This is a genomic window from Amycolatopsis sp. NPDC026612, from assembly GCF_040638285.1.
Classification (GTDB): domain Bacteria; phylum Actinomycetota; class Actinomycetes; order Mycobacteriales; family Pseudonocardiaceae; genus Amycolatopsis.
On sequence record NZ_JBEZYB010000054.1, the window covers coordinates 13,996 to 40,195 of the forward strand.

21 protein-coding genes and 3 tRNA genes are annotated in these 26,200 nt (G+C 70.1%); 21 read left to right on the forward strand and 3 right to left on the reverse strand.

The genetic code is table 11. The features are described 5' to 3' along the window. Positions 1–14 precede the first annotated feature (14 nt). The 4 genes from AB0F15_RS32975 to AB0F15_RS32990 are packed head-to-tail and all read left to right on the forward strand — an operon-like array spanning position 15 to position 3,754. On the forward strand, positions 15–689 hold the full coding sequence (locus tag AB0F15_RS32975) for a cyclase family protein (RefSeq protein WP_360279005.1): 675 nt from the start codon (positions 15–17) through the stop codon (positions 687–689). Then, a complete protein-coding gene (locus AB0F15_RS32980; RefSeq protein ID WP_360279008.1) occupies positions 682–1,839 on the forward strand; it encodes a DUF362 domain-containing protein in 1,158 nt (385 codons plus the stop codon). The genes AB0F15_RS32975 and AB0F15_RS32980 overlap by 8 nt, the downstream gene beginning before the upstream one ends. Continuing rightward, the gene (locus AB0F15_RS32985) at positions 1,836–3,176 is read left to right on the forward strand and encodes an anthranilate synthase component I family protein (protein WP_360279011.1); all 1,341 of its coding nucleotides are present in this window, start codon (positions 1,836–1,838) and stop codon (positions 3,174–3,176) included. Before AB0F15_RS32980 ends, AB0F15_RS32985 begins: the two co-directional genes overlap by 4 nt. Next, a complete protein-coding gene (locus tag AB0F15_RS32990; RefSeq protein WP_360279013.1) occupies positions 3,173–3,754 on the forward strand; it encodes an aminodeoxychorismate/anthranilate synthase component II in 582 nt (193 codons plus the stop codon). The genes AB0F15_RS32985 and AB0F15_RS32990 overlap by 4 nt, the downstream gene beginning before the upstream one ends. Before the next feature lie 34 nt (positions 3,755–3,788). Here AB0F15_RS32990 and AB0F15_RS32995 read toward each other — a convergent pair whose 3' ends face one another. Next, positions 3,789–4,613: an alpha/beta hydrolase gene (locus AB0F15_RS32995; RefSeq protein WP_360279016.1), complete on the reverse strand. Its 825-nt coding sequence runs from the start codon at positions 4,611–4,613 to the stop codon at positions 3,789–3,791. An 89-nt stretch (positions 4,614–4,702) separates the two neighbouring features. Between AB0F15_RS32995 and AB0F15_RS33000 the strand changes: the two genes are divergently transcribed. Beyond that, positions 4,703–5,131, forward strand: coding sequence for a MarR family transcriptional regulator (locus AB0F15_RS33000; protein WP_360279019.1), 429 nt, complete (start codon positions 4,703–4,705; stop codon positions 5,129–5,131). Between the two features lie 529 nt (positions 5,132–5,660). Beyond that, the gene (locus tag AB0F15_RS33005) at positions 5,661–7,022 is read left to right on the forward strand and encodes a PHB depolymerase family esterase (RefSeq protein ID WP_360279021.1); all 1,362 of its coding nucleotides are present in this window, start codon (positions 5,661–5,663) and stop codon (positions 7,020–7,022) included. Between the two features lie 335 nt (positions 7,023–7,357). On the opposite strand, the gene AB0F15_RS33010 is transcribed toward AB0F15_RS33005, so the two are convergent. Then, the gene (locus AB0F15_RS33010) at positions 7,358–7,600 is read right to left on the reverse strand and encodes a hypothetical protein (RefSeq protein WP_360279023.1); all 243 of its coding nucleotides are present in this window, start codon (positions 7,598–7,600) and stop codon (positions 7,358–7,360) included. Between the two features lie 877 nt (positions 7,601–8,477). Continuing rightward, positions 8,478–9,725, reverse strand: coding sequence for a hypothetical protein (locus AB0F15_RS33015; protein ID WP_360279025.1), 1,248 nt, complete (start codon positions 9,723–9,725; stop codon positions 8,478–8,480). A gap of 565 nt (positions 9,726–10,290) precedes the next feature. On the opposite strand from AB0F15_RS33015, the gene AB0F15_RS33020 reads away from it, so the two are divergent. The 15 genes from AB0F15_RS33020 (at position 10,291) to AB0F15_RS33090 (ending at position 26,172) form a co-directional block, all read left to right on the forward strand. Continuing rightward, on the forward strand, positions 10,291–10,854 hold the full coding sequence (locus tag AB0F15_RS33020; RefSeq protein ID WP_360279027.1) for a dihydrofolate reductase family protein: 564 nt from the start codon (positions 10,291–10,293) through the stop codon (positions 10,852–10,854). A 335-nt stretch (positions 10,855–11,189) separates the two neighbouring features. Continuing rightward, positions 11,190–11,732: a hypothetical protein gene (locus AB0F15_RS33025; RefSeq protein ID WP_360279030.1), complete on the forward strand. Its 543-nt coding sequence runs from the start codon at positions 11,190–11,192 to the stop codon at positions 11,730–11,732. 297 nt (positions 11,733–12,029) lie between these two features. Continuing rightward, positions 12,030–15,158, forward strand: a complete 3,129-nt coding sequence (locus tag AB0F15_RS33030; protein WP_360279033.1) for a BTAD domain-containing putative transcriptional regulator — start codon at positions 12,030–12,032, stop codon at positions 15,156–15,158. A gap of 15 nt (positions 15,159–15,173) precedes the next feature. Beyond that, a complete protein-coding gene (locus tag AB0F15_RS33035) occupies positions 15,174–17,453 on the forward strand; it encodes an alpha-N-acetylglucosaminidase (protein ID WP_360279036.1) in 2,280 nt (759 codons plus the stop codon). A gap of 31 nt (positions 17,454–17,484) precedes the next feature. Further along, positions 17,485–18,972, forward strand: a complete 1,488-nt coding sequence (locus AB0F15_RS33040; RefSeq protein ID WP_360279039.1) for a hypothetical protein — start codon at positions 17,485–17,487, stop codon at positions 18,970–18,972. Between the two features lie 2 nt (positions 18,973–18,974). Next, entirely contained in the window at positions 18,975–19,445 is a 471-nt protein-coding gene (locus tag AB0F15_RS33045) for a protein tyrosine phosphatase (RefSeq protein WP_360279042.1), read from the forward strand. 178 nt (positions 19,446–19,623) lie between these two features. Beyond that, positions 19,624–21,165 carry a glycoside hydrolase family 19 protein gene (locus AB0F15_RS33050; RefSeq protein ID WP_360279045.1) on the forward strand — a complete coding sequence of 514 codons (1,542 nt, stop codon included), beginning with the start codon at positions 19,624–19,626 and terminating at the stop codon, positions 21,163–21,165. A 32-nt stretch (positions 21,166–21,197) separates the two neighbouring features. Continuing rightward, positions 21,198–22,721, forward strand: a complete 1,524-nt coding sequence (locus AB0F15_RS33055; RefSeq protein ID WP_360279049.1) for an NlpC/P60 family protein — start codon at positions 21,198–21,200, stop codon at positions 22,719–22,721. Positions 22,722–23,216: 495 nt separating this feature from the next. Further along, positions 23,217–23,348 (forward strand): hypothetical protein, encoded by a 132-nt coding sequence (locus tag AB0F15_RS33060; RefSeq protein ID WP_360279052.1) that lies wholly within the window; start codon positions 23,217–23,219, stop codon positions 23,346–23,348. Positions 23,349–23,407: 59 nt separating this feature from the next. After that, the gene (locus AB0F15_RS33065) at positions 23,408–24,571 is read left to right on the forward strand and encodes a histidine kinase (RefSeq protein WP_360279055.1); all 1,164 of its coding nucleotides are present in this window, start codon (positions 23,408–23,410) and stop codon (positions 24,569–24,571) included. After that, positions 24,568–25,233 carry a response regulator transcription factor gene (locus AB0F15_RS33070; RefSeq protein WP_360279058.1) on the forward strand — a complete coding sequence of 222 codons (666 nt, stop codon included), beginning with the start codon at positions 24,568–24,570 and terminating at the stop codon, positions 25,231–25,233. Before AB0F15_RS33065 ends, AB0F15_RS33070 begins: the two co-directional genes overlap by 4 nt. A gap of 43 nt (positions 25,234–25,276) precedes the next feature. Next, a complete protein-coding gene (locus AB0F15_RS33075) occupies positions 25,277–25,510 on the forward strand; it encodes a hypothetical protein (protein WP_360279061.1) in 234 nt (77 codons plus the stop codon). 288 nt (positions 25,511–25,798) lie between these two features. Further along, positions 25,799–25,867 (forward strand) — tRNA-Trp (locus AB0F15_RS33080). Positions 25,868–26,013: 146 nt separating this feature from the next. Beyond that, positions 26,014–26,094 (forward strand) — tRNA-Tyr (locus AB0F15_RS33085). 5 nt (positions 26,095–26,099) lie between these two features. Further along, positions 26,100–26,172: transfer RNA gene (locus tag AB0F15_RS33090), tRNA-Arg, on the forward strand. Positions 26,173–26,200: the final 28 nt, after the last annotated feature.

Sequence of the window (26,200 nt, forward strand, 5' to 3'; positions counted from 1 at the left end):
CAAGGAGAACCCCGGTGCCCCGACTCGTCGACCTCACCCACGGCTTCTACGACGGAATGCCGTCCTACCCCGCCGACTGGTTCCCGAAGTTCGTCAGCGAACGCTCGATGACGCCGGAGACCGACCCGTACGGCACCAAGCGCACGTTCTCCTACCTGCACGTGTTCCCGCACAACGGCACGCACATGGAGTACCGGCTGCACTTCTTCCCCGGCACCGAAGGCATCGACGAGGTTCCCCTCGAGACGCTGATCGGCCGCGCCTGCGTCGCCGACCTGTCCTACAAGGGCGAACTGGACGAAGTGACCGGCGAAGACCTCGAGAAGACGCTGCGGACCGTGTGGCAGCCCGGCGACCGGCTCCTCATCCGCACCGACTACCTGCGGCACAACTGGGGCCGGCCCGACTACTGGGACCGCCCGCCCTACCTGACGCCGTCGGCCGCGCGGTGGGCCATCGACAACGGCGCCAGTCTCATCGGCTTCGACTGCCTCACCGAACGGCCCGGCGACGCGGAGTCCCCGGTGCACCACGCGCTGCTCGCCGCCGGCATCCCGCTGCTGGAGTACGTCACCAACATGCACGAGCTGACCCGGCAGGTCGTCCAGCTGATCGCGTTGCCGACCAAGGTGGCCGGCGCCGAGGCCGCCCCGGCGCGCGTCATCGCGGTGGAGGACACCGATGATTGAGGCGGTCGCCCTCACGGCCGTCGGTGGCGACGCCGACGTGCCGGCCGGCCTGGACCGGCTCCTCGCCCTGCTCGGCGACCCGCTGTCCGGGCTGCCGGCCGGCGCGGAGGTGCTGATCAAGCCGAACCTGTTCCAGACGGCGCCCGGCTTCCACGTGCGACCGGCGTTGCTGGCAGCGATCGCCCGCGTGGTCGCCGAGCACGGGGCGCGTCCGGTGATCGCCGAGCGCACGCACGCCATCTACGAAATCCTCCGCGACCACGAGGCCGCGAAGTACGCCCGGATCGTCAGCTTCGACGACCTGCCGCTGCGCATCACCGGCATCCCGGAGGCGACGTCGCTGCGGGTGCCGATCGCCGTGCCCGAGCTGATCCTGGACTGCGACTACTTCATCGGCGTCCCGCAGCTGCGCACGCACGCGAGCGTCGTCTACTCGAACGCGATGAAGAACCTGGTCGGGCTGCTGCCCGGGTACACGACCCGGATCGTGCACATGGCGGGCGTCGACGAGTCCACAGTGGACCTGAACCTGATGCGCCCGCAGGACCTGGTGGTGTGCGACGGGACCACGGTGATCGAGGGCAACTACCCGATGGACGGGCAGGCCCGCGAGGCCGGGTTCCTGGCCGCGAGCCGCAACGCCGTCGCGCTCGACGTCGCCGTCGGCACGCTGGCCGGCTTCGACCCGGACAGCGTCGCCTACCTGCGGGACGCGCACCAGCGGGGAATGGGACCGCTGGCCCTGGACGACATCGAGCTGCTCGGGACCCCGCTCGAGGACCTGGCGTTCGACATGGTGAAGGCGCCGGTCGACATCGTCGTGCCGCGCGAAGGGATCCGCGTCTACGCCGACAACGCCTGCCCGGCGTGCAGCCGGTTCGTCGCCGGGGCGATGAAGGCGCTGGCCGGGGAACTGTGCGAGTGGGACGGGGAACTGACCGTCATTTCGGGGCCGCAGGTTTCGCTTCCGCCCCTGCGTGGCGAGGTCGTGCTCGTCGGCAACTGCCTGTACGAAAGCCGGGACCTGGGCATCTTCGTCGAAGGCTGCCCGCCGCGGGCGATCCAGCTCGCCGCGTTCCGCTACGCCATGGGCAAGCCCGTCGGCGCCCACGAGCGGACGCAGTTCCGGGTGCCGGCGGGCGCGCGATGATCACGTCCGCGCTGTCGGCCGGAGCCCGGCTGCACCGCCACGTCGTCCCGCTGGCCACGGCGGTCGACCCGGTGGCGGCGGCCGCGGCCCTGCGCCCCGCCGGGCGCGTCATGCTCACCGCCGGGCCGGGCGGCCGGGACGCGGTGCTGGCCGCGGGCGAGCTCGCCGTCCTCGCGCACCCCGGCGGCGACGGGCCCGCGCCGCTCACCGCGGCAGTGGGCCTGCTGGCCGGGCTGGATCTCCCGCCGGACACCACCGACGCCGAAGCGGCCTGGTACGGCTTCCTCGCCTACGACGCCGCACGCGACTTCGAGCGGCTGCCCAGCCGCCACCCGTCGGACGGGCGTCCGGTGTACGAGTTCTTCCTGCCCGAGGTCCTCATCATCGACGGCCGGGTGATCGGCCGCGGCCCGACCCCCGCGGCCGCCCGCACCGCGGCCACCCGGGTCGCCCGGACGCTCGACCGGCTCGCCGTCGTCCCGCTCGGCACCGTCGCGGTGGGCGCCGGGACGTTCGGCTTCGGCTACGACGAGTACGTCGACGCGCTGCGGCGCGCGCAGCGGCACATCCTCGACGGTGACGTCTTCCAGCTCGTGCTGTCCAACGCCTGGACCGCACCGGCCACCGTGGACGGATTGCGTGTCTACAGGCGACTGACCGAGATCAACCCGTCGCCGTACCACTTCTGGTACGGCGGCCCGGAGTTCGAGGCCGTCGGCGCGTCCCCGGAACCGTGCCTGACGCTCATCCGCGGCCGGGCGCTGATCCGCCCGCTGGCCGGCACCCGGCCGCGGGGCCGCGACGGCCGCGCCGACCGGCTCGCCGAGGACGATCTGCGTTCGTCGGTTAAGGAGCTGGCCGAGCACCGGATGCTGGTCGACCTCGCCCGCAACGACCTCGGCCGGGTGTGCCGCCCCGGCAGCGTGTCGGTGGAGCGGCTGCTGGCCGTCGAGCGGTACTCGCACGTCATGCACCTGACGTCGGACGTGTGGGGTGAGCCGTCGGGGGAGCGGGGCACCGCCGAGCTGATCCGGGCGACGTTCCCGGCGGGGACCATGACCGGGACGCCGAAGGTGCGGGCGATGGAGATCATCGATGAGTTGGAGCCGTCACGGCGTTGGCTGTACTCGGGCGCGGTCGGCTCGTTCGGCGTGTCCCATGTGGACCTCTACCTGACGATCCGCAGCATGGTGTGGTGCGACGGCGAAATCCGGCTGCAGGCCGGCGGCGGCATCGTCCACGACTCCGACCCGGCCGAGGAGTACGCGGAGTGCCTCGCGAAGCTCGGGTCCGGGGCCCGCGCCCTCGGCGTGACGGTGGAAGGGGCGGCCGCGTGATCTGCGTGCTCGACAACTACGACTCGTTCGTCTACAACCTGGTGCAGTACCTCGGGACGCTGGGCGCGAAGTGCGAGGTCCACCGCAACGACGAAGTCTCCGTGGCCGACGTCGCCGCGCTCGAGCCGGAGCTGGTGGTGATTTCGCCCGGCCCCGGCGACCCGGCGGACGCGGGCATCTCGGTGGACCTGGTCCGCGGCTTGGCCGGGCGCGTGCCGATCCTCGGCGTGTGCCTGGGGCACCAGGCGATCGGCGCGGCGTTCGGCGCCCGGATCGTGCACGCGGCCGAACCGATGCACGGCAAGTGCTCGCCGCTGGCGCACGACGGCCGTGGTGTCTTCGCGGGCCTGCGCACCCCGCTGACCGTGGCGCGATACCACTCCCTGGTGATCGACCCGGCTTCGCTGCCGGCCGACCTGGTCGTCACGGCCTGGTCGCCCACCGGGGAGATCATGGGCGTCCGGCACCGCGAGTTCCCGATCGAAGGCGTGCAGTTCCACCCGGAGTCGCTGTTCACCGAGGAGGGCGTGGCGATGGTCGCGAACGCGATGCGCTCGCGGACCTTCGTGCGCGGTTGAGCGGGTTCCGCCGAGATCGTCGCGGCAGGGTTGATCACGGCACCGTGCTGCTGAGCACGTCGTGCAACCGTGCGGCGAAGGCTCGGGGCCGGAAGGCGGCACCGTTGTGGCCGCCGGGAAACTCCACGTATGGCGTGCCGAGTTCCTCGGCGAGCAGGCGGGCGCAGTGATGAGCCCAGATATGGGCCGAGGTCTGGCCGACGGCGGGCACGATGCGGGTGGCTGCGGCCTTCAACGCTGCCATGTCCAGCTGGTGACGGCGCACCGCCGGTGCGTCGTGGGTCAGGAAGAACTCCAGGTTCGCCAGCCGTTCCGGGCCGGGCGGCGTGACCGCCGCGTCGGGCTCGCGATCGGCAAAGTCGATGCCGGCGAAGGCCGCGAACTTGCGCAGCGCTGGAAAGGCGCCCTCGGCCCGGTGGATGTCCTCGGCTTCCTGCTGGTCCTGCCGGGCGCGAGTGCGCTCGGGTTCGGGGAGAAGCTGGGTGGCGGGCGGTTCGTGCGCGACCAGGGTGCTGACCAGCTCAGGGTGCCGGGACGCCAGTTCCAGCGAGATCAGGGCGCCGATGCTGCTCCCGTAGACGAAAGCGGGTTCCGTCGTCAGTGCGGCGAGCAGGTGGTGGACGTCCTCGGCGTGGGTGGTGATGGTCGGAGACTGTGCCGGCTCGTGGATCGTGCTCTCGGACAAGCCGCGGCGGTCGTAGGTGAGCACTGTGTAGGTGCCGGCGAGCCGGGTGGCGAGGTCGTCGCCGGCGGCAGCGTCGCCATCGCCGCCTGCGATCAGCAGGAGGAGCGGGCCGCTGCCGCGCTGCAGGTACCGGAGCCGGGCTCCGGGGACGTCGAGGGTCGTGGAGGCCGTCATGGAGAGTGCTTCCTTCCCGTCCGAACAACATCAGATAAGAGATGCATCTGTTTATAGATGTATCACATGGTTGGTGCATCATGGGAGACATGAACGGGCTCGAGTTGTTTCTCCTGGGACACAAGCTGATCAGAATCGGCCAGGACGCCATCCCCCGATCGGGGTTCCACAGGCTGCCGACCAGCGCCCGGACGATCCTCGTCGACGTCTTCGAGCATCCAGGCAGCTCCATCAGCGAGATCACCGAGCGCACCGGCTTCCCGCAGAGCCTGGTGTCCTCCTCGGTGGCCAGATTCCGCGAAGACGGTGTGATGGCTACCGAGACCGACCCCGCCGATCGGCGCCGCACTCTGGTGTACCCCGCTCCGGGCGTGCCAGAGAAGGGGCGGCGACAGGCCGACACCATGACCGTCGACGGCGTACTGGCCACGGCGCTGGGCGCCGAGCCGGAGGAGGTCGCCGAGATCGTCGCAGTACTGGACTCGCTCGCGCGGCGGTTGTCCAACGCGCCGATCTGAGGCCGCTGCGGACAGGCGCGAAGAACGGGTCAACGTGTCCGAGGTGGAGCGTTGGTGGATCCCCGCAGCCGAGGGCCTTTTGCGGAGGGTCAATCGCGATCGTCCACACGTCACCCAGGGGGCCTTCCTTCGCTTGAATCAGTCAAGTCGCAAACGACTTCCGCCTATCGGTGACGATGAGGTGAAGGCCGAGTTGCCGGGTCACAGCCGGGCGGGCACCGCTGCGGTTCCTGCCTCGGGCGAGGCCGCCGTACGTGTCCTCCGGCGGCCCGATACGGCTGGGGAACGGAACCGGGATGACGAGTAACTTTCAGCGGCGGTCGAATGATCATTGACCTCGTCATCGACCGCTCTTATCGTGAGTCCTGTTTCCCTGGTTCGGCAACCGGACGAATTCACGGCGCGCACCAGCCGGATTCCCGAAGGGAGTATTCCCTCCCGTCCGGGATCACGATGGGGACCTGACCCGAGAAGGCCGCCTCCGGCGGTCTGCTGAGCGGTGGATCTGGCGATGAAGGCGGAGGAAGCAATGAAACGGGTGATCCGCGGCTTGCTGGCGGTGCTGCTGATGGTGCCGCTGACCGTCACCGTGGCGTTCCTGACCGCCGGTTCCGCGGCGGCCGCCACCTTGACCAGGGTCACCGACTTCGGCGCCAACCCCACCAACCTCGGCATGTACGTGTACGCGCCCGACTCATTGGCGGCGAAACCCGCGCTGCTCGTGCTGGTCCACTACTGCGGTGGTTCGGCGGGCGGGATCTTCAACGGCAACGGGCACGATTACGCGACGGCGGCCGACCGGTACGGCTACGTCGTCGTCGTGCCCGAGGCCACCCGCGACGGGCACTGCTTCGACGTCTCGACGAAGGCGGGCCTGACCCGCAACGGCGGCAGCGACTCCACCGGCATCATGTCGATGGTCGGGTGGGCCCGGCAGCACTACAACGTGGACCCGGGCCGCATCGTGGTCAGCGGCTTCTCCTCGGGGGCCATGATGACGAACGTCCTGGCCGCGGAGTACCCGGACGTGTTCTCCGCAGGCGCCGCGTTCTCCGGCGTGCCCGCGGGGTGTTTCGCGACCACGGACGGCTCGTTGTGGAACAGCCAGTGCGCCGGCGGGAACGTCGTCAAGTCCCCGCAGCAGTGGGCCGATCAGGCTCATGCCATGTATCCCGGTTACACCGGCGCCTACCCGCGGATGCAGCTGTGGCACGGCGACCAGGACACGACTCTAGCTTACCCGAACTACGGCGAAGAGATCAAACAGTGGACCGCCCTGCACGGGCTGAACCAGACGCCGTCCGCCACCGATCACCCGCAGTCGTCCTGGACGCGGAACCGCTACGGCGACACCGGAACCCACGCCACCGTGGAAGGCATCGTCGTCTCGGGCACCGGTCACACCCTGCCGCAGGCCGGGATGCTCGCGTACGCGATTTCCTTCCTCGGTCTCGACAACGGCAGCACCGGAACCCGCAGCGGCCCGGTGCGCTCGGTGGCCGCGGGGAGGTGCCTCGACGTTCCGGGCCGGTCGACGACGCAGGGCACCCGGTTGCAGCTGTGGGACTGCAACGGCGGGACGAACCAGACGTGGACCGCCACCGCGGCCGCCGAGCTGACCGTCTACTCCGGCGACACGCTGCGCTGCCTCGACGCCGAGGGCGGCGGAACCAGCGCGGGCACGGCAGTGATCATCTGGTCCTGCCACGGCGGGACCAACCAGAAGTGGCGAAGCAACGCCGACGGTACCGTGACCAGCACACAGTCCGGGCTCTGCCTGGAGGTCGCGGCCGGCTCGACCGCCAACGGGACCGCGGTGCGGTTGGGGACCTGCAACGGCGGCCAGAACCAGAAGTGGACCGGCCCGGCCTCGACCACGGCCGCGCGGTGACGACGGATTCATGACCGTGTCCGCGGCCACCAGCCGCACGTCCAGCACGTCGTAGGGTCCGAGGTCGCTGTCCAGGGTCCACTGCGGACCCGCGACCGGATCCCGTTGCCAGGCCGCTCATTTCGTCTGGGAAAGCCCGACCGGGTCAGGTTGTGCTCGCGACGACGGGTTCACCGTCCCGGCCCGCCTCACCGGCGTCCGAGCGTCCGCAAGCTGCTGCCCCGAGCGGAACGCGGCGACACCGCAGGTCGCGCCCGCTGCGGTGCACCAGCGTTGCCCGGCCGGGTCGTCAGCACGCCACCCCTTGACCGGGGTGGATGCCCACGGCCGATGGATCAGCTTCCGGAACCAGGGTGCGTGGCGATCGAGGTGACCTGCGGCTTGATCAGCTCTGTGTCCGCGGCGTGGGACAGGTCGGCGCGCGAGGCGATCTGGCGGTGGCTGCCGCCGAGGGCCTTGGCCGCCGCGACGAGGCGGTCTCGTTCGCTCAGCCAGCCGGCGGCTTGCTCGGCGGCGTGCTCGATGTCCTGCAGGACCTGCGCCAGCTGCGCTGTGTTGTCTTCGCTCGGATTCGACACCAGCCGATGGTAACCGGCTCGCGCAGTGCGGCGCGGGGTGAACGGGTATGGGCTATGGCAACGACAACGGCTCGTTCCCAGGCGACCGGCAACATGCTGCTGTTCGCGAGCCGATGCCCGGAGTTCTGTGGACGGGTGGTTACCCGTCGTCGCGGAGGGTGATCATCTCATCTCTCCAGACGTTGTCGAGGACTTCCCTGCGGGACAAGGAACTCTTGGCCGGAAACGGCTTCGTCACGTAGTCGCTTTCGCCGTAGGCGGTCAGAGCGGTGTGAGGTGCAGGCTGAGTGGCGTCGCCAGCACTGTGACCGCGAGAACGAGAGCCACGGCGGCGGGCAGGCGCCGAGGCTGACCGAGCCGGGCGATCCTGCTGCCGAGCGCTCCACCCGCGGCGGCGAGTGCGCCCGCGGGAGGCGTCGCCGCGCTCGTCCGGACCGGCCGGCTGAGGTGCCCCTACCTCGTCGCCGCCCCCGGCCTGCCGGACGTCCTCGGTCGGCGCGCGTCCTGGGCAGCGGCGCACTGCCGCGTGATCCCGCAGGCAGGCTACGGCGCGAAGCCGAGCGGCATGACGCTGTTCGACTGCGCGGTGACGTAGCAGCCGGGTGGGCAGCTCACCGGCACTTCAGCCGCACCTCGTCGTGTTCGGCGCTGGCAGTGCTTCATCGGCGGTGGCCCACATTGCCGGGACGCCGACGTCCAGCGCCGCACACACCTGAGCCGGAACCGGCTGTCGCTGAGATCCGCCGCCCACTGCAAATGCGGATCGCCTGCTCGGCCTGGTGCCGGTCGAACGCGGCGGTCGCCTGTCCGGTCGGCTCGGCGGCGAGTTCGAGGAGACCCCGGTCGTCGTCGACGCCCGGGTCCGCCGGTGGGCAGGCTACTTGAGGAGGACGTGATGGGTCTTCAGTTCCTCGGCGGTCCTCGGGATCACCCGGACCCAGGTGCGGATGAACGAGCGGGGAACCTCCTTGTTGGCCTCGGCCACCTCCTTCAGCTGGCCCTTGTTCAGGCTGTTGGCTCTTCTGACCATCGACAGACCGGCGGGAGTTTCCTCGATGGTCGGGGCTTGGGCGTCGGGCTTGTTCAGGCGTGCGTCGTGGGAGATCGACTGGGCGACGTCGCCGACCATGTGCCACGGCTTTTCGCCGCGCAGCTTCACGTCCCTGGAGAAATTGACCGCATTGGGCTCGTACAACGCGAACCAGGCAGTTCTGGCCAACTCGAAGTCGAGGTCTTGGATGCGTTTGTTCTCCGTTGTCAGCCACTGAGCCAGTCGGCTGTTCGGCTCGTCGGCTATTGTTGCCAATAGTTCGACCGGATGGATGCGGGCCGGGCCCTGAGTGAAAGTCTTGCCTTCCTTGAGTCCGATGGAGATCAATGTGTATGCCTCGATGGCGGCGTCCGCGGTGTAGGCGATGCGCTCGTTCAGCGATGGCGTCGCGTGCCACACGAGGTCGTCCACCCAGGACACGTAGATGTTTTCGCCTTCGAGGACGCCACCGTTCACCTTGGGTGTCGTGTATTCCCCACTCTCTCGCAGCCGCCGGCGCAGGGCGGCGAGGTCTTTCAGGTGCGCCTCGGGCAGGAGCGTCTTCTGCCATTCCGCCCTCTTGCCGCTCGGCTCCTGGACGTCGACGAACCACTCGGTCGCCTCGATGGGCTTTTTGTTGTCGAAGATCAGGTTGACGAAGAGGTTGTTGCCGCCGGTGTCCTTGTGGAACAGCGGGGACATCGTGTACGCCTTGCCGGATCGATTGCCGTAGTAGTTCACCTCGACCGCGATCACGTATTCATGGTTCTTGTACCAGTCCTGGCTCTCGATGTAACGCCACTGCCCCCGCGCGTCCATGAACTCCTTGAGAAAGGCGACGGTGTCGACGCCGAGTTGGTCGAATTTCGGCCGCTTCTCCATGGGGAGCCTGTAGTTTCCGGCATAACTGAAGATGTGTGGATCCTGCTGGTAGCCGTAATAGGCGATGCACAGATAGCCGGGATTGTACACCGCCGCCGGCAAGACGTCCTTGAGTCTCGTTGCGATGTCTGCCCATTTACTCTGGTCCGGGAGGAGAGTGGCCAATGGTTTTGCTTCCATCAACAGCGGTTGTAACGCGTGTATCGGATCCATGAGCAAACGGTACTCGAAAACATGTGCCGATCGGGACGCCAGGCCGCATTTTAAGCTGAATGCCGCACCGATGTGACCAATTGTCACCGGAGTTGTCGTTGCGGTTCGTGAATCTCCGCCGGTAAAGAGGATATCGGACCCTGCCGGCGCCTGTCAGCGGACCCGGTAGCGGTCTCCGCGGATCGACCACCGATCAGGTTCTTCCGCCGCGCCCCTCTGTACGGGTAGGGCCCCGGCAAAGTCGATCGCGGGGGCGGGCCCCACGGCCGGCCGCCGCCGAAACGTCACGAAACCCCCAGCCGGACCCGCCCGAGGATCCAAGCCGCCGAATCCGCGCGACTTCCCGCTCGCCGATGGCACCATCTGCCCGCCCGCAACAGCCACCTGCCCGCCCGCAGCAGCCAACTCACCGCCCGCAACAGCCAACTCACCGGGAACGTCGGCGAGTTGGCCAGTCCGGGCGGTGAGTTGGCCGGACGCGACGGCGTGAAACCGCCAGCCACACCAAACCCCCGCCCTTCCCGGGGTCTGTACGGGGGAGATCGACTCACGAGAGGCTGGCACGATGCGGAAACTGATCTTCGGCATGAACCTGACCCTGGACGGCTACATCGCGGCGCCCGGCGACGACATCGGCTGGAGCGCGCCGAGCGACGACCTGTTCCAGTGGTGGCTCGACCAGGAGCGGGCGAGCGAAATGTCGCTGTACGGGCGCAAGCTGTGGACGACCATGAGCTCCTACTGGCCGACCGGCGACCAGCACCCCGGCGCCACCCCGGCGCAGATCGAGTTCGCGCGGAACTGGCGGGACACGCCGAAGGTGGTGTTCTCCTCGACGATCGACGAGGTCGACGGGAACACCCGCCTGGTCGGCGGCGACCCGGTCGCCGAGATCACCCGGCTCAAGGCCGAGGACGGCGGCCCGATGCGCATCGGCGGCGCGACGCTGGCCGGGGCCGCCATGCGGGCCGGGCTGATCGACGAATACGCGATCGTCACCCATCCGGTCCTGGTGGGCGGCGGCACACCGTTCTTCGCCGCGGTGGACGGCTGGGTGAAGCTGAACCTGGTGGAGACGCGGACGTTCCCCGGCGGAGTGGTGCTGACCCGATACGAGACGAGGCGATGAACACCGGCCCGGTGCTCGGCTCGTGAGGCCGGCTCGAAACCCTTCCTGACGTGCTCACCGTGCTCCTCCGGCGGGGCACGGTGTCCGGGGCTTGAGGTGGCCGGCGCGAAGGGTGCAGCAGGGCCGTCGACGTGTTCGGTGGCTGGGCACCGCCGTAACGCCGCCATGGGAGGAGACGATCAAGCTGCCGACCAAGGGGGGACATGGACAAAATCGCGGGGCTCGCCTGTCTGGCCCTACTCCTCGTCGGCTGCGGTGGCACCGAGGCCGCCACCGCGCCGGCTCCCAGAACTCCGCCCACCTCGCAGGCTCCCGCACCGACGGTGACAACGCCGGTGGCGAAGGACGTCACGGCCTATTTGCCGGTGGAGGACGAGGTGACCAAGGCGGGTCTGTCGGTGGAAACGCAACCGGTCGGCTACGTCATGGGTTCGACCACGCCGTTTCACCTCGTCGAGGCCTGCGGCGGTGGCCTGCCCTCGGACCCGTCGGTGCAGCGGGCGGCGCAAGGCCGCACTTACGCGCCGGGCGGCGGCAAAGGTGCCGTCCACCAGTTGGTGGGCGAGTACCCGGGGCTGGCCGGAGCGGACGTGGTCGCCGGGGTGAAGCAGGCGACCACGTGCGGGAAGGTGACGCTCGAACACGAACAGTTCTCGATCGTCGGCGACTTCTCGGTACCCGGACTGGCGGATCCGCAAGCGGGGTTCTGCGCGAACCTCCGTACCGGCTATCTGGTGCGCTGCGTCCTGGTCCTGGGGCGCGCCGACCGAGCCACGTCGATCACCTTCGCGGGCGCCTGGAACGACGGCCTGAAGGCGGTGAAGGCCCTGGCGACGAAGGCGGCGCCGATGTACGCGGCCGCCTTCGACCGCGACTGACCCGCCGAGGTCTCGACGACACCTCAGACCATCGTCAAGTGTCTGATTTGTCGCTCTTATCCCTCAGTCGCTGCCGCGGTCTTCAGCTTGCAGCGAACCGGCTCGCGGCTCCACACCGGCCGTCGTGACGGTGTCGTAGCCGGCACCGAAGATCGTGGCCAGGAAGACGTCCACATCAGTGCGTGCGTCGGCATCGGCTCGGAGGGCCGGCGCCCCGACTCGAAGGTGGACGAGCTGTTGACCAGCGCCGAGCCCTGCACCAGGATCATCGTCAGCTCTGGCTCGGGGGGATGACGCATGTGGAGCTTCGCACTGCTGGGGCCACTCGAGGTGCGCCGTGAGGGCGTGGTCATTCCGCTGGCCGCGGCCAAGCACCGGGTCGTGCTGAGCGCACTGGCCCTGCGTGCGGGGGAGACCGTGCCGGTGGAACGGCTGATCGAGGCCTTGTGGGACGAGGCCCCGCCGGGCGGGGCGCGCACGACCTGCCAGGCGTACGTGATGCGGCTGAGGCAGGCGCTCGGGGACGCGAGCACCATCCAGACCGTTCCCGGCGGCTACGTCCTCGACGTGCCGAAGCACCAGGTGGACCTCTTCCGGTTCGCGGACCTGGTCGACCAGGCACGGCAGACGCCTGCCGCCCAGACCCGGTCCGCGCTGCTGCGCCGGGCGCTGGGGCTGTGGCGTGGGCCGGCGCTGGTGGACGCGCCGTCGGAAGTGCTGCACCGCGACGAGGTGCCCACGCTCGTGGAACGCCGGCTGCTGGCGCTGGAGCAGCGGATCGAAGCCGACCTGGAGCTGGGTGCCCACGACGAACTGGTGGGTGAGCTGCGCGCGCTGACCGCGGAGTACCCCCTCCGGGAACGGTTCTGGGCGAGCCTCATGCTCTCCCTCTACCGCGCCGCCCGGCAGGCCGACGCGCTGCAGGTGTACCGCGACCTCGACATGCTGCTGGCCGAGTCACTGGGGCTGGGGCCCGGCGAGGAGGTCCGCCGGTTGCACGACGCGATCCTGCGCAACGATCCCGCGCTCGACGCCGCGCCCGCGCCCGCCCCGCGGGTGGCGGCGACCACGACGCTGCCGCCGGACATCGGCGACTTCGTCGGCCGCGCGGACGAGATCGCCCTCGCGACCGAGTTGCTCACCGGCCGGAACGCGACGGCGGCCCCCATCGTGGTGCTGTCCGGACCGCCGGGGGTGGGCAAGTCGGCGCTGGCCGTGCACCTCGCGCGGCGGCTGCGGTGGGAGTTCCCCGACGGGGTGCTGCACGTCAACCTGCACGGGTACTCCACCAGCCCGGCGGCGACCGTCGGCCAGGCGCTGGGCTACTTCCTGCGCGCGCTCGGCGTTTCCGCCGAGCGGGTCCCGCTCGACCAGGACGAGCAGGAACTGCTCTACCGCTCGCTGCTCACCGACAAACGGGTGCTGCTGGTGCTCGACAACGCCGCCGACGCCGACCAGGTGCGCCGGTTGCTGCCCGCCGAAGCACGCTGTTCGGTGCTGGTGACCAGCCGCAGCGAGCTGCGTGGGCTGACCGCGCTGCAGGGCGCGCGCCGGGTCGTGCTGGACGTGTTGTCCGAGGACGAGTCCCGGGCGCTCATCGCCGGCATCGCGGGCCACACGATCGACGACGACCCGGTGGCCGGTCGGGAGCTGGCCGCGTTGTGCGGTGGGCTGCCGCTCGCCCTGCGGATCGCGGCGGCCAACCTGTCCAGCCGGCCGCGGCCGGACATCGCCGAGTACGTGGCCGAGCTGCGCCAGGACGACCGGCTGGCGGCGCTGGCCGTCGACGGGGACGAGTCGGCGGCCGTGCGGGGAGCGTTCGTGCCCTCCTACCGGGCGCTCAAGCCGGACGCCGCCCGGTTGTTCCGGCTGCTCGGCCTCGTGCCCGGCACGGACTTCGCCGCGCCCACGGCCGCGGCGCTGCTGGGCGTGCCGTTCGGCACCGCCACCCGGTTGCTGGAGCAGCTGGCCGCGGCGAGCCTGGTGCAGCAGTACGAGCCGCGCCGCTACCAGTTCCACGACCTGCTGCGGCTCTACGCGGTGACGACCTCCCGCGAGGAGGACGACGCGGTGGCGCGCACCAAGGCGTTGCGCCGGGTCTACGAGTACTACCTGCACACCGCGGACGCGGCCGCCGAGCTGCTGCACCCGACGCTGGCCCGGTTCCCCCGGCCGGTGCCGGAGGTGCCGCCGCAGGTGCCGCACCTCGCGGACCACCTGGACGCCGCGGCCTGGTTCGACGAGGAACGCGCGAACCTGGTCGCCGTGGTCCGGCAGGCGGCCGGTGTCGCGCCCGAGTACGCCTGGCACCTGGCCGACGCGGTCCGCGGCTACCTGCACTCCCGCCGGCTGGACGCCGATCTGCTCACCGTCACGACCACCGCGCTCGCCGCCGCCGAGAAAGCGGGGGAGCGCGGGGCGCGGCCGTGGTTGCGCAACAGCAAGGCCATGCTGTTCTGGAGCCGCGGTGACTACCCGGCCGCGATCGAGGACCTCGGCCGGGCGCTGGCCGGGCACCGCGAGAACGGCGACCGGATCGGCGAGACGGTGGCGCTGGGCAACCTCGGCGTCGTGCACCTGGAGCTGGGGGACCTGCCCTCGGCGCTCACGCACTCCACGCAGGCGCTCGCGGCGAGCCGGGAGCTGGGGCAGGAACGGCTGGAGGCCGCCGCGCTGGTCAACCTCGGCGCGATGCACCTGGAACGCGGCGAGCTGGACCAGGCGGACACCCACCTGACCGAGGCGCTCGCGCTGTGCGAGCGCGCCGGTCTCACCCACACCGGCGCCACCGCGCGCAACAACCTGGGTGGCGTGCGCCTGCGCCAGGGCCGCATCGACGAGGCGCTCGCGCACCACCACGCCGCGTTGACCGTCCACCGCCGGCTGCGCGCGCGCCACGACGAAGCGGAGGTGCTGCAGAACCTCGGCGCGACCCACCGGGAGGCAGGCGACTACGCCGCGGCCAGCCGGTACTGCGAGCAGGCGCTGGAGCTCGCCGGGGAAACCGGCAACCTGCGGTACGAGGCCGACGCCCTCAACACCCTCGCTTCGGTCGAGCACCGCACCGGTCACCGGGAGACGGCGCTGGCCAAGCACACGTCGGCGCTGGCGATCAGCCGCAGCGCGGGCTACCGGCAGGGCGAGATCACCGCGTTGATCGGCCTCGGCCGCACCCTGCCGCCCGAGGAGGGGCTCCACCACGTCGAACAGGCGCTGGAGCTGGCCGGTTCGACGGGCTTCCGCCTGCGTGAGGCGCAGGCGCTGGCCGTGCTCGCCGTCGTCGAACAGGAACTGGGCCTGGCCGAGCGGGCCCGGCGGCACGACACCGAGGCGACCGAGATGAAACTCGCCATGGGACTCGCGTCAACGCCGCGTCAACCGGACGTCACGACGGCTCAAGAGGATGAGCACATCCCAGTCCGGTGACGACAGGACCGACACATGCACAGCATCTCCCGCCGCGGCTTCCTCGTGGGCACCGTGGCGACCGCACTGCTCAGCGCCGGCGCGGGCCGGGCCACGTCCGCGCAGGCCGGCGTCCTCGCGGCAGCCGGTGTCCCCGCGGACGGGCCGCTCGTCCGCGCGGCCATCGCCCGCCTGCTCGGCCGGAACGTGGACGGCCTCATCGGCCTGCGCCAGCTCACCCCGCAGGCCGGTGAAGCCGACGCGTTCGAGGTCAGCGAGTTCGAGGGACGGCCGATCTTCGCGGGCACCAGCGCGGTGGCGACCCTGTCGGCGTTCCACTGGTGGCTCAAGTACGTGGCGGGCCAGCACCTGTCGGCCAACGGCGACCGGATCGCCCTGCCCGCCACGCTGCCCACCCCGGCGGCGACCATCCGCCAGTCGACCGAGCTGACCGAGCGCTACGCCTACAACTTCACCGTCTTCGGCTACACCACGCCGTTCTGGGGCTGGCCGGAGTGGGAACGGGAGATCGACCTCCTCGCCGCGAGCGGCACGAACCGGGCGCTCACGCTGATCGGCCACGAGATGGTCTGGTACGACACCTTCCAGGACTTCGGCATGACCGAACTGCAGGTGCGCCAGTGGATCTCGCAGCCGGCGATGCAGCCGTGGCAGTGGTACGGGGAGACGACCGGCTACGACGACGAAGCGTCGTCGTTCAGCGGCCCGGTCAGCCTCGCGCTGCTGGAGAAGCGGGCCGAGCTGGGCCTGCGGATCATCCAGCGGATGCGGGAGCTGGGCATCACCCCGGTGTTCCCCGCCTTCGCCGGGCACGTGCCGGACCAGGTGTTCGCCGACCTGCACCCCGACACCCACATTCCCGCGCAGGGCGCCTACTCCGGCCACCCCCGGCCGTACTGGCTCGACACCACCGAGGCCCTGTACCCCGAGGTCGCCCAGCGGTTCTACCAGGCGCAGGCCGAGCGGTTCGGCACTACGACGCACTATTCGAACGACCTGTTCCACGAGGTCGGCACGGACGAGCTGCCCGCGGTGCTGGACGGCGCGGACCTCGGCGAGGCCGCCAAGGCCGTGCAGGACGAGCTGGAGAAGGCCGTGCCGGGCGCGCTCTGGCTGATGCAGGGCTGGCAGGAAAACCCGCAGCTGGACGTGCTCAACGCCGTCGACGAGAACCGGGTCGTGGTGCTCGACCTCGACTCCGACGACAGCCGCAGGTGGCAGGACACCGAGGCCTACTGGGGGGTGCCGTGGTGCTGGGGCACCATCCAGAACTTCGGCGGACGGCTCGGCATGTTCGGCAACCTGATCGAACCGGGCCGGACGTTCCCGGCGGTGCGGACCTCGCCGGAGCGCAAACGGCTCGTCGGCAGCGCGATGGCGCTGGAGGGCACGCACAACAACCCGGTCGTCGCGGACCTGCTCAGCGAGATGACCTGGCGGCGCGGCGCGGTCGACCTGGAGCCGTGGGTCCTGGCCTACGCCAAGCGCCGCTACGGCGCCGACGACCCGCACGCCGCCGCGGCGTGGCGGATCCTGCTGCGCACCGCGTACTCGTTCGCCGCAACCGGGCACACCGAGAAGGAAGGGCCTTTCGAGACGCCGTTCGCCGCGTGGCCGACGCTGAACCTGACCTCCGCCAGCAACTTCGGACCGGACACCTGGCGTTACGACCCGGCCGAGTTCGCGCCGGTGCTCGGCGAGATGCTGGCCGTCGCGCCCGCGTTGCGCACGTCGGCGACCTACCGCTACGACCTGGTCGACGTGACCCGGCAGGTGCTCGCGAACCGCGGCCGGCTGCTGCTCGACCAGCTCCGCGAGGCCTACGAAGCCCGTGACCGCGCCGGCGTTTCCCGGCACTCGCAACGGTTCCTGCGCGCGCTCGACCTGTCGTCGGAGATCCTCGCGACCGACCGCAACTGGCTGCTCGGCCCGTGGCTGGAGCAGGCGAAGTCGTGGGGTGCGGACGACGAGGAACGCGGCATCCTGGAGTGGCACGCGCGGTCGATCCTCACCATCTGGACCTCGAAGACCCTCGGGGCGACCGGGCTGCACGACTACGCGAACCGCGACTGGCACGGCCTGCTCGGCGGCTACTACCGGCCGAGGTGGCAGAAGTTCCTGGACGCGCTGCCCGGCACCATCACCTCGGGCAACGAGCCGAGCCTCGACGACGAGTGGGACCGGTTCGGTCTCGCCTGGACCCAGCAGACCGAGGCCCACGCCACCCAACCCGTCGGCGACCCCTACACCGTCGCTTCCCGGATCGCGTCCGAGCTCGCGGGCGACCCGGTCTGAATTCCGCCCACCACCCCTTTGGAGCTTCGTCATGCCCGGAATCAGCCGTCGTTCGATCCTGCGAGGTGGTCTGCTCGCCGCGACTGCCGTGGTCACCACCAGGCTCGCCGGCACGGCCACCGCGTCCGCCGCCACCGCGAGCCGGTTCGCGGTGGCCTACAACGAACTGGACATCACACCCCACGTGCCGGATTGGCCCAGCCTCTGGATGGGCGGCTACGGCTGGGACAAGCGCGGCGCCTCCGCGTCGGCCCCGCCGCCGGCCCACCCGCTGCGCGCGCACTGCATCGCGATCCACGACAACGGGTCGGTCAACGTGCTGCTGCGGGTGGACGTGATCAGCATCCCCCGCGACGTCCACCAGGAGCTGCGCCGGCGGGTGTGCGACGAACGGGGCCTGGTCGGCAGCTCGGACTTCATGATCGCGACCAGTCACACCCACAACGGCCCGTTCATCGGCGACACCCACCCCGACCCGAAGGTCGTGCTGAACGTGGAGGACGCCGACGTCGACGCCGTCAACGGATCGACGTACGTGTTCATGGACCTGCTGACCGACCTGGTCGAGCGGACCGTCGCGGAGACACCCATCCCGGCGACCCTCCACTTCGCCGAAGGGACGGCGGAGGTCGGCCACAACCGGGTCGGGCTCGACGTCGTGCTGACCGGCGTGCCGGTCGTCGCCGTGCGCGACGCCGGGGACGGCGGCCTGCTCGCCGTGTTGTTCGGCTGCGCGACGCACCCCGTGTCGTGCGGCCGGGTGGCCGAGTTCCACAGCGACTTCGTCGGGGTGGCGGCGGAAATCATCGAGCAGGAGCTCGGCGCCATGGCGTTGTTCTTCCAGGGCACGGCGGGCGATCAGGACCCGCTGCCGCAGCCGACGGACGAGCTGGGGCAGCTCCTCGCCTCGGCTGTCGTCGACACGGTCGGCGGCGGTGCCTTCACCGACGTCGAGGGCCCCATCACGACCGAGCTGACCGAGATCGAGCTGTCGTTCGCCGTCGACACCACCGACGACGGCGTGCGCGCCGAGCTGCGGGCGAAGTTCGAGTCCCGGTTGGACGGCCGCCTCGGGCAGGCGGAGGTGCGGCACGCGCGGTTGATGATCGGGCAGATCGACTCGGGTACGCTCCCCGCGTCGATCCCGATGCCGCTGCAGTGCTGGAAGATGGGCGGGCTGACCATCCTCGGCCTGGCCCACGAGGTGGTCGGCGACTACCACGTGCTGATCGACGCCCTCGCCCAGGACCTCGGCGTCGGCAATCTCTGGATCATGGGGTACGTCAACGAGACGCAGTGCTACCTGCCGTCCGACCGGATCCTGTGGGCGGGGGGTGACCTGCACGTCGGTTACGAGGCCGGCTGGAACGACGACCCGTGGATCGCCGGGTTCGGCAGCGGCATGCTTTCCTACGGGTGGCCGTCACCGTTGAACGCGTCGGCGCCCGGCAGCGACCCCGCATCCCCGGACAGCACCGAAGCACGCGTGCTGGCCGCCTGCGAGGGGCTGCTCGGGTAGGCATGCACGTCTGCTTCGTGTGCAGCACCAACACCTGCCGCTCCGCCATGGCGGCGCTGGTCTTCCGGGAACACCTGACCCGCCGCGGGCTCGCCGGCCACGTGCGGGTCACCAGCGCGGGCACCGGGCTGTGGCAGGCGGGCGCCCCCGTCGACCGCCGGGCCGCCGCGGTGCTGGCCGAGCACGGCTACCCCACCGGGCACGTGGCCGCCCCGCTGGGCCGCGACCACCTGGCGGCGTCGCTGTTGCTGGCCCTGGATTCCGGGCACGCGCGGACCCTGCGCGGGCTGGTCGGCGACCTGACCCGCGTGCGGCTGCTGCGCTCGTTCGACCCGGCGGCGGGGGAGGACGCCGACGTACCCGACCCGTACTACGGCGGGCCGGGGGAATACGCCGAGGTGCTCCGCATGGTCGAATCGGCCGTGCCCGCACTGCTCGACTGGGTGTGCGTGCGGGTGCGCCGCCGCCGGTGAGACCCCGCGCAAAAGGTCGCAAGTGGACAGTCCACTTGCGACCTTTTGCCGTTTCCGTTCCGGTGCGCCGATGACGCGGCCCGTCGTCGTCGCGTCACGACGCAGTCAACGGCGCTCGGCAGGCTCGGTCCCGACAGCAAGGCACACCAGCACTTCCGAACGGAACGGAGCTCCACCGATGTCCAAGCCCCTGAGCATGACACTGGCGTTGATCGCCGGTGCCGGCCTTCTCGTGGTGGTGCCCGCGCCACCCGCGATCGCGGCGACCGGTCAGGAAGCCCGCATCGCCGTGCTCGAAGGCGACACGCTCTTCGTCAAGGAGGGCGGGCTCGACGCGGAATGGGAGCGCCAGGAGTCCGGCGTCAAGAAGTTCCAGCTCGACGGCGACCGGATCGCGGTGCTGAAGAACGACGGTTCGCTGCTGGCCAAGGAGGGCGACCTGGGCCCCGACTGGTACACCGTCGACGCCGACTCGGTCACCGACTTCCAGATCCGCGACGGGCGCATCGCGTTCACCGAGGGGAACACCCTCTACGCCGTCGACGGTGAGCTGAACGGCGAGATCGTGCCTCAGGCGGACAACGTCGCGAAGTTCCAGATCGAGGGCGACCGCATCGGGATCATCACCACCGGCCACGTGCTGCAGGTCAAGGAGGGCGATCTCGGACCCGATTGGGCGGAGATCAGCGCGAACAACGTCACCGACTTCCAGCTGGAGGACGACCGGATCGCCTACACCGAGGGCACCGAGCTCTGGGCGCAGGAGGGCGAGCTCGACGCCCAGTCCGTCCTGCAGGAGTCGGACGTCAAGAAGTTCGCGCTGAGCGGCGACCGGATCGGCACGTTGCAGAACAACGGTCTGCTGCAGGTCAAGGGCGGCGACCTGGAGCCCGGCTGGGCGGAAATCGCCGGCGGGGTCACCGACTTCAAGCTCGACGGCGACCGCATCGGCTACCTGGAAGGCACCGACCTGTGGGCGCAGGAGGGGGAGCTGGACGCCGAGTCGTTCCGCCAGGAGGAGGGCGTGTCCGCGTTCGACCTGGTCGGCGACCGGGTCGCGGTGATCAAGAACGGTGAGCTGCTGGCCAAGGAGGGCGACCTCGAACCCGGGTGGTTCACCGTCGACGAGGACAGCGCGACCGCCGTGCAGCTGCTCGCCGCCCCGCACCACAGCGGTGGCGGTGGCGGCACACTCGTGACGCTCGACGACCTGACCGCCATCTACGGTTTCCTCGGCGACGAGGACGTCATCGCGGAAGGCCTCGACAGTCTCAACCAGGCCATGACGGAAGGTGAGATCACCAACACGGCCCGCATCGCGGCGTTCCTCGCCACCCTGCGCAACGAGAGCGGCTTCCGCTACAACGCGGGCGAAGCGGGCCAGACCGTCCCCTACCTCGGGCGTGGGTACATCCAGCTCACCGGTTCCGCCAACTACGGCGCCGCGGGCGGCTATGTCGGCCACGACCTGCTCGCCGACCCGGAGGCCGCCGCTTCGCTGCAGTACAGCGCCCAGATCGCGAAGTGGTACTGGACCATCGCCCGCTCGGACACCAACAACGCCGCCGACAACCTGAACATGGGCCTCGTCGACGCCTACATCGGCTACGCCACAGATGCGCGCGAAGACGGCGAGCGCTGCTCCGACTTCCAGGCCGCGCTGCGCTACTTCAACGGCGGCGAGCTGCCCGACGGCCACATCAACTGCGTCCGTCCCTGACTTCTCCCGATACTCCACAGAGGACATCTGCGATGAAGAAAACCTTCCGGCTGGCGCTCGCCGCCGTGATCGGGCTCGGCACCACCGCGCTCAACCTCGCCGCCGCGCCCGCCGCCTCCGCGGCTCCCGAGTGCGGGGTGTTCGCCGACGGCGCCGCGGCCGAAGCCGTGGCCGCCGTCGAGAGCGCGTGCGAACAGATCGGCGTCCCGTACTCCTGGGGCGGCGGCCACGGCGGCGAGCCCGGCCCGTCGTTCGGCTTGTGCGATCCCGGCAACAACGCCCCGAACGACTGCAACGTCCGCGGGCTCGACTGCTCCGGGTTCGTCCGCTACGCCTACGCGCTGGCCGTGGGCGAGGACATCATCAACGGCATCACCACCACCCAGTGGCAGTCGTCCAGAGTCGTCGACCGGTTCACGGGCTCCGAGGGCTACGACCCCCTGCTGCCGGGCGATCTGCTGCTGTACGGAACCGCTCCCGGCAACCTGCACCACATTGCGATGTACCTCGGTGACGGCTGGATCGTCGAGGCACCGAACTCGGGTGCGCTGGTCCGGGTTTCCGCCGCCTCTTCCCACGGCGACTACTACGGCGCGATCCGCCTCTTCAAGGGCGGCACGTCGAGCGGTCCGGCGCCCGGCTCGCAGCGCGTCGCCTACGCCGAAGGCGGTGAACTGTGGGCGAAGGACGGCGACCTGAACGCGCCGCCGGAGTGGCAGGCGTCCGACGTGAAGAAGTACGTCATGGAGGGTGACCGCCTGGCCGTGCTGAAGAACGACGGTTCCCTGCTGGTCAAGGAAGGCGACCTGGGCCCCGACTGGTACACCGTCGACGCCGACTCGGTCACCGACTTCCAGCTCGACGGCGACCGCATCGCGTTCACCGAGGGCACCGACCTGTACGTGGTCGACGGCGAGCTGGACGGCGAGGCCGTGCACCAGGACGCGGTCGTCAAGGCGTTCCAGATCGAGGGCGACCGCGTCGGTGTGCTGACCGCCGACGGCGAACTGAAGGTCAAGGAAGGCGACCTCGATCCGGGCTGGACGACGGTCGCGGGCCGCGGCGTCACGGACTTCCAGCTGCACGGCACCCGCATCGCCTACCGCGAGGGCACCGCGTTGTTCGCCCAGGAAGGCGAGCTCGACGCGCCGTCGGTGGACCAGGAGGTCGACGCGACCGCCTACCAGCTCTCCGGTGACCGCCTCGCGGCGCTGACGGCGGCCGGTGAGCTGATGGTCAAGGAAGGCGACCTCGACCCCGGCTGGTTCACGGTGGACGCCGATTCGGTCACCGCGTTCCACCTCGACACCGACCGCATCGCGTTCGCGGAGGGCGGCGAGCTCTACGCCAAGGACGGCGACCTCGACGCGGACATCGTCCACCTGGCCGGCGGCGTCACCGGCTTCCAGCTCGACGGCGACCGGACAGCGGCACTGCGCGGCGACGACCTCGAGGTGAAGGAAGGTGACCTCGACGCGGACTGGATCGCGGTGAACCCGGACTCGGTGACGAGCTTCCAGATCGGCGCCGACCTGAACCGACCCGTCACGAGCTGACCTCGCCGACACCGGTGGCCGGGGCGGGAACGCCCCGGCCACCGGCGTGTTGAACACCGTTGGCCGAGGGGACAGCGGCGCGGTGGGCCTGCCCTCCAGCACGCGGCGGCGAGATCCACCGGTCGGTCGCCGTCGAGGTACCGCCGGTGTGGCAGGTGCCGGAACCCGTAGTGCAGCACCTCGTCGGTGACACCGAGGTCGTCCAGCACCTCCTGGGTGCGTGCGGTGAGCCCTTGCCGACCGAACCGGGGAAGTGCTCGCCGGCTCGCCATCACACCTCCCTGATCCCGTGCGGTCACCGAGGCGATCGGCGGTGACACCAGCCGGTTTCCGGGCCGGGTGTCCTCCTGCTGGAGGTGGAGATCGGGGTGGATACCCGCCTGGGAAATCTCCACCGCGGTCTCCTACCGCGAACCGACGACACACCCGGGGCGGTGTTCGTAGCGTCGTCATCAACGGTTATGCCGTCGCGATGGTGACCCTCGAAGGAGCCCCATGTTGATCGGATCCCTGCTGGCTGCCACTGGCCTGTTGTCCGGTGTGCCCACCGCGGTGTGGCTGACCGTGGCTGTCCTCGCCGTGGTGGGCGTGATGGCCTTCAAGATGCGGGGGCGCAGGCGGCGTTGACCACCGCTATCGGTCTCCCACCCCGGTCGTAAAGCAGATGCAGACAAGGAGCGACGACGGTGATAGTGACGGGGCAATGGGTGCCACGGCGATGGTGGCCGCTGCGGCTGGGTGCAAGCCTGGCCGGACTCGGCGGCATCGTCTACGGCATCAACGCCCGCGCACCGGGATTGGGTCTGCACGGTCAGGCGCTGGCCGTGCTGATCTGCGTCGTGGTCGCATGCCTGGGCTGGCTGGTCAGGACCATCACCGTATATCTCGACAACCAGCACGCCACCCTCACCGCGACCGCCGCCGGCGGGGCGCTGGTCACCGCAGGTGGCCTGCTCATGAGCATCGCCCCCACGCCCCCGGCGCTGGCCCTGGCCGGTGTGGGAGCGTTCACCGCAGCCGTGGAGCTGCCACCCGCACTGGCCACGACCCTGACCGCCGCCGGCGTCCTCGTCACGGCCGTCGGCACCGCGACGATCAACCACCAGTGGGTGGCCTTCGCCGGCTACTCCGGCGGACTCGTGGCGATCACCCTCGCGGGATTCAACCGCCGCCAGTACAAACAACGCCTCGTCCAGGCCGAGCAACTGCTCACCCAAACCCGCATCGCCGCCGCCGCCGACACCCGGGCCGCCGCACTGGACGAACGCACCCGCATCGCCCGCGATATCCACGACGTGCTCGCGCACTCCCTCGGCGCAGTGGCCGTGCAACTCGACGCCGCCGACGCGCTCCTCGAGGCCGACACCGACACACCACGAGCCCGGCACCACGTCCAACGCGCCCGGCACCTGACCGTGGACGGTCTCACCGAAACCCGCCGCGCCATCGGCGTGCTACGCAACGACGCCCCACCTCTTGGAGACCAACTCTCCGCGTTGGTCGCCGACCATCACGACGACGCCGCCACACTCACCATCTTCGGCGAGCCCCGCCCGCTGCCGGCGAACGCCGCCCTCACTGTCTACCGCACCGCGCAGGAAGGCCTCAGCAACGCGCGCAAACACGCCCCCGGCCAGCCGGTGACCCTGCACGTGCACTACCACCACGACAACGTCGCAGTCACCATCAGCAACCCCACCAGCACCACCGCCGACGGGAGCACACTCGGCGCTACCGGCGGCAGCTACGGGCTACCCGGGCTGGCCGAGCGCGCCACCCTGCTCGGGGGCACACTCATCGCAGGACAAGACGCAGCCAACTGGAGCCTGCAGTTGTGGCTACCAACATGACCACCCCTGACAACCCGACGCTGCGCGTCGTCGTCGCCGACGACCAAGCCGCCGTCCGCGAGGGTCTCGTCACCCTGCTCGACCTCCTCCCCGACATCGCCGTCGTCGGCGCCGCCGCCGACGGCGACCACGCCCTCACCCTCGTCGAACAACACGCCCCCGACGTGGTGCTCATGGACCTGCGCATGCCCGGCGTCGACGGCATCGAAGCCACCCGACGCATCCATGACCACCACCCCGCCACAAAAACTGTCGTGCTCACCACCTACAGCGACGACACCTCCATCCTCGACGCCCTGCGCGCCGGCGCACTGGGCTACCTCACCAAGGACGCCGGCCGCGACCACATCGCCCAAGCCATCCGCACCGCCGCCGCCGGACAAGCCGTCCTCGACCCCACCGTCCACGCTCGCCTGCTCGCCGCGACCGCGCATCCCCCAGACACGCCACCGTCAACACCGCCAGACGGGCTCACCACCCGCGAAACCGAAGTCCTCACCCAACTCGCCGCCGGACACTCCAACACCGAAATCGCCCAACAGCTCTTCGTCAGCGAAACGACCATCAAAACCCACATCAACCACATCTACGCCAAAATCGGCGCCGCCGACCGCGCCCAAGCCGTCCGCTACGCCTACCAACACCACCTCACCCAGCCATAACCCAGCAGGCTCCTCCCGTGCGTCCGACCCCAAGCCGATCGAGGTGGAGCTGACCTGGGAGCAACATGCCGCCATCGCCTGCCACGTCGCCTCCACCGACGGGCAATGGTCGCCCGTGCCCGAAGACATCGCCTCGTCGTCTCGCGAGTCCATCACCGCACGCCTCGACGTGGTCTCCCGTCCGATGGTGGCCGGCTTCGTCCCCCGGCGCTCAGGAATCAAGAGGCCAATCGCGTCAGGCGACCAGGTGTACGACTTTTCTGCAAAATACGATTGACCCGCGCAGGGTCACAGGCGATGATGAATGCACATCACTGAGCGAAGGAGCAACCATGACGACCATGCGGAAGCGAGGGACGCGAGGCCAGTATCTGGCCGCCGCGATCGCTGTCGTGTGCTCGTCGAACGACGAACACCAGAAGCCCTTCTCCTGGCTGGAAGAGAACCTTCTGAGTGGCACAGGCTCCCCACCATGACGTAGATCTCGTCATGTCGAGGGAGCCGCCCATCGGGAAACCGATCCGGGCGGCTTTCTCTGTATCGTGCACCAAAAACAATTCTTTCTATCGGCGAGCTTCGGAAGCGCGACGGTCTCCAAAACCGTTCGCAGGGGGTTCGACACCCTCCGCCGGTGCTTGACGCCGCCCATTTACGTCGGGCGGCGCAGATCCTTGACATCTACACAGCGGAGCAGACATTTCCCAATGCTCGTCACCGCCGCCTCACACGTGGCCAGGACGAGCGCCGGGTCCGGCCGTCCACCGACGGCCCGACCCACCCGGTGGAGACGGGCAGCGGAGCCCCACCCGGCTGTAAACCGGACGCCCACGCGGCACTGGGGTTCGACTCCCTCCTCCACCACCCACGCCCCGGTAGCTCAGCGGACAGAGCAGCGGCCTCCTGAGCCGACGCGCGCAGGTTCGAGTCCTGCTGGGGGCACCCGCGCGACGGCCATCACGGCCGGGCG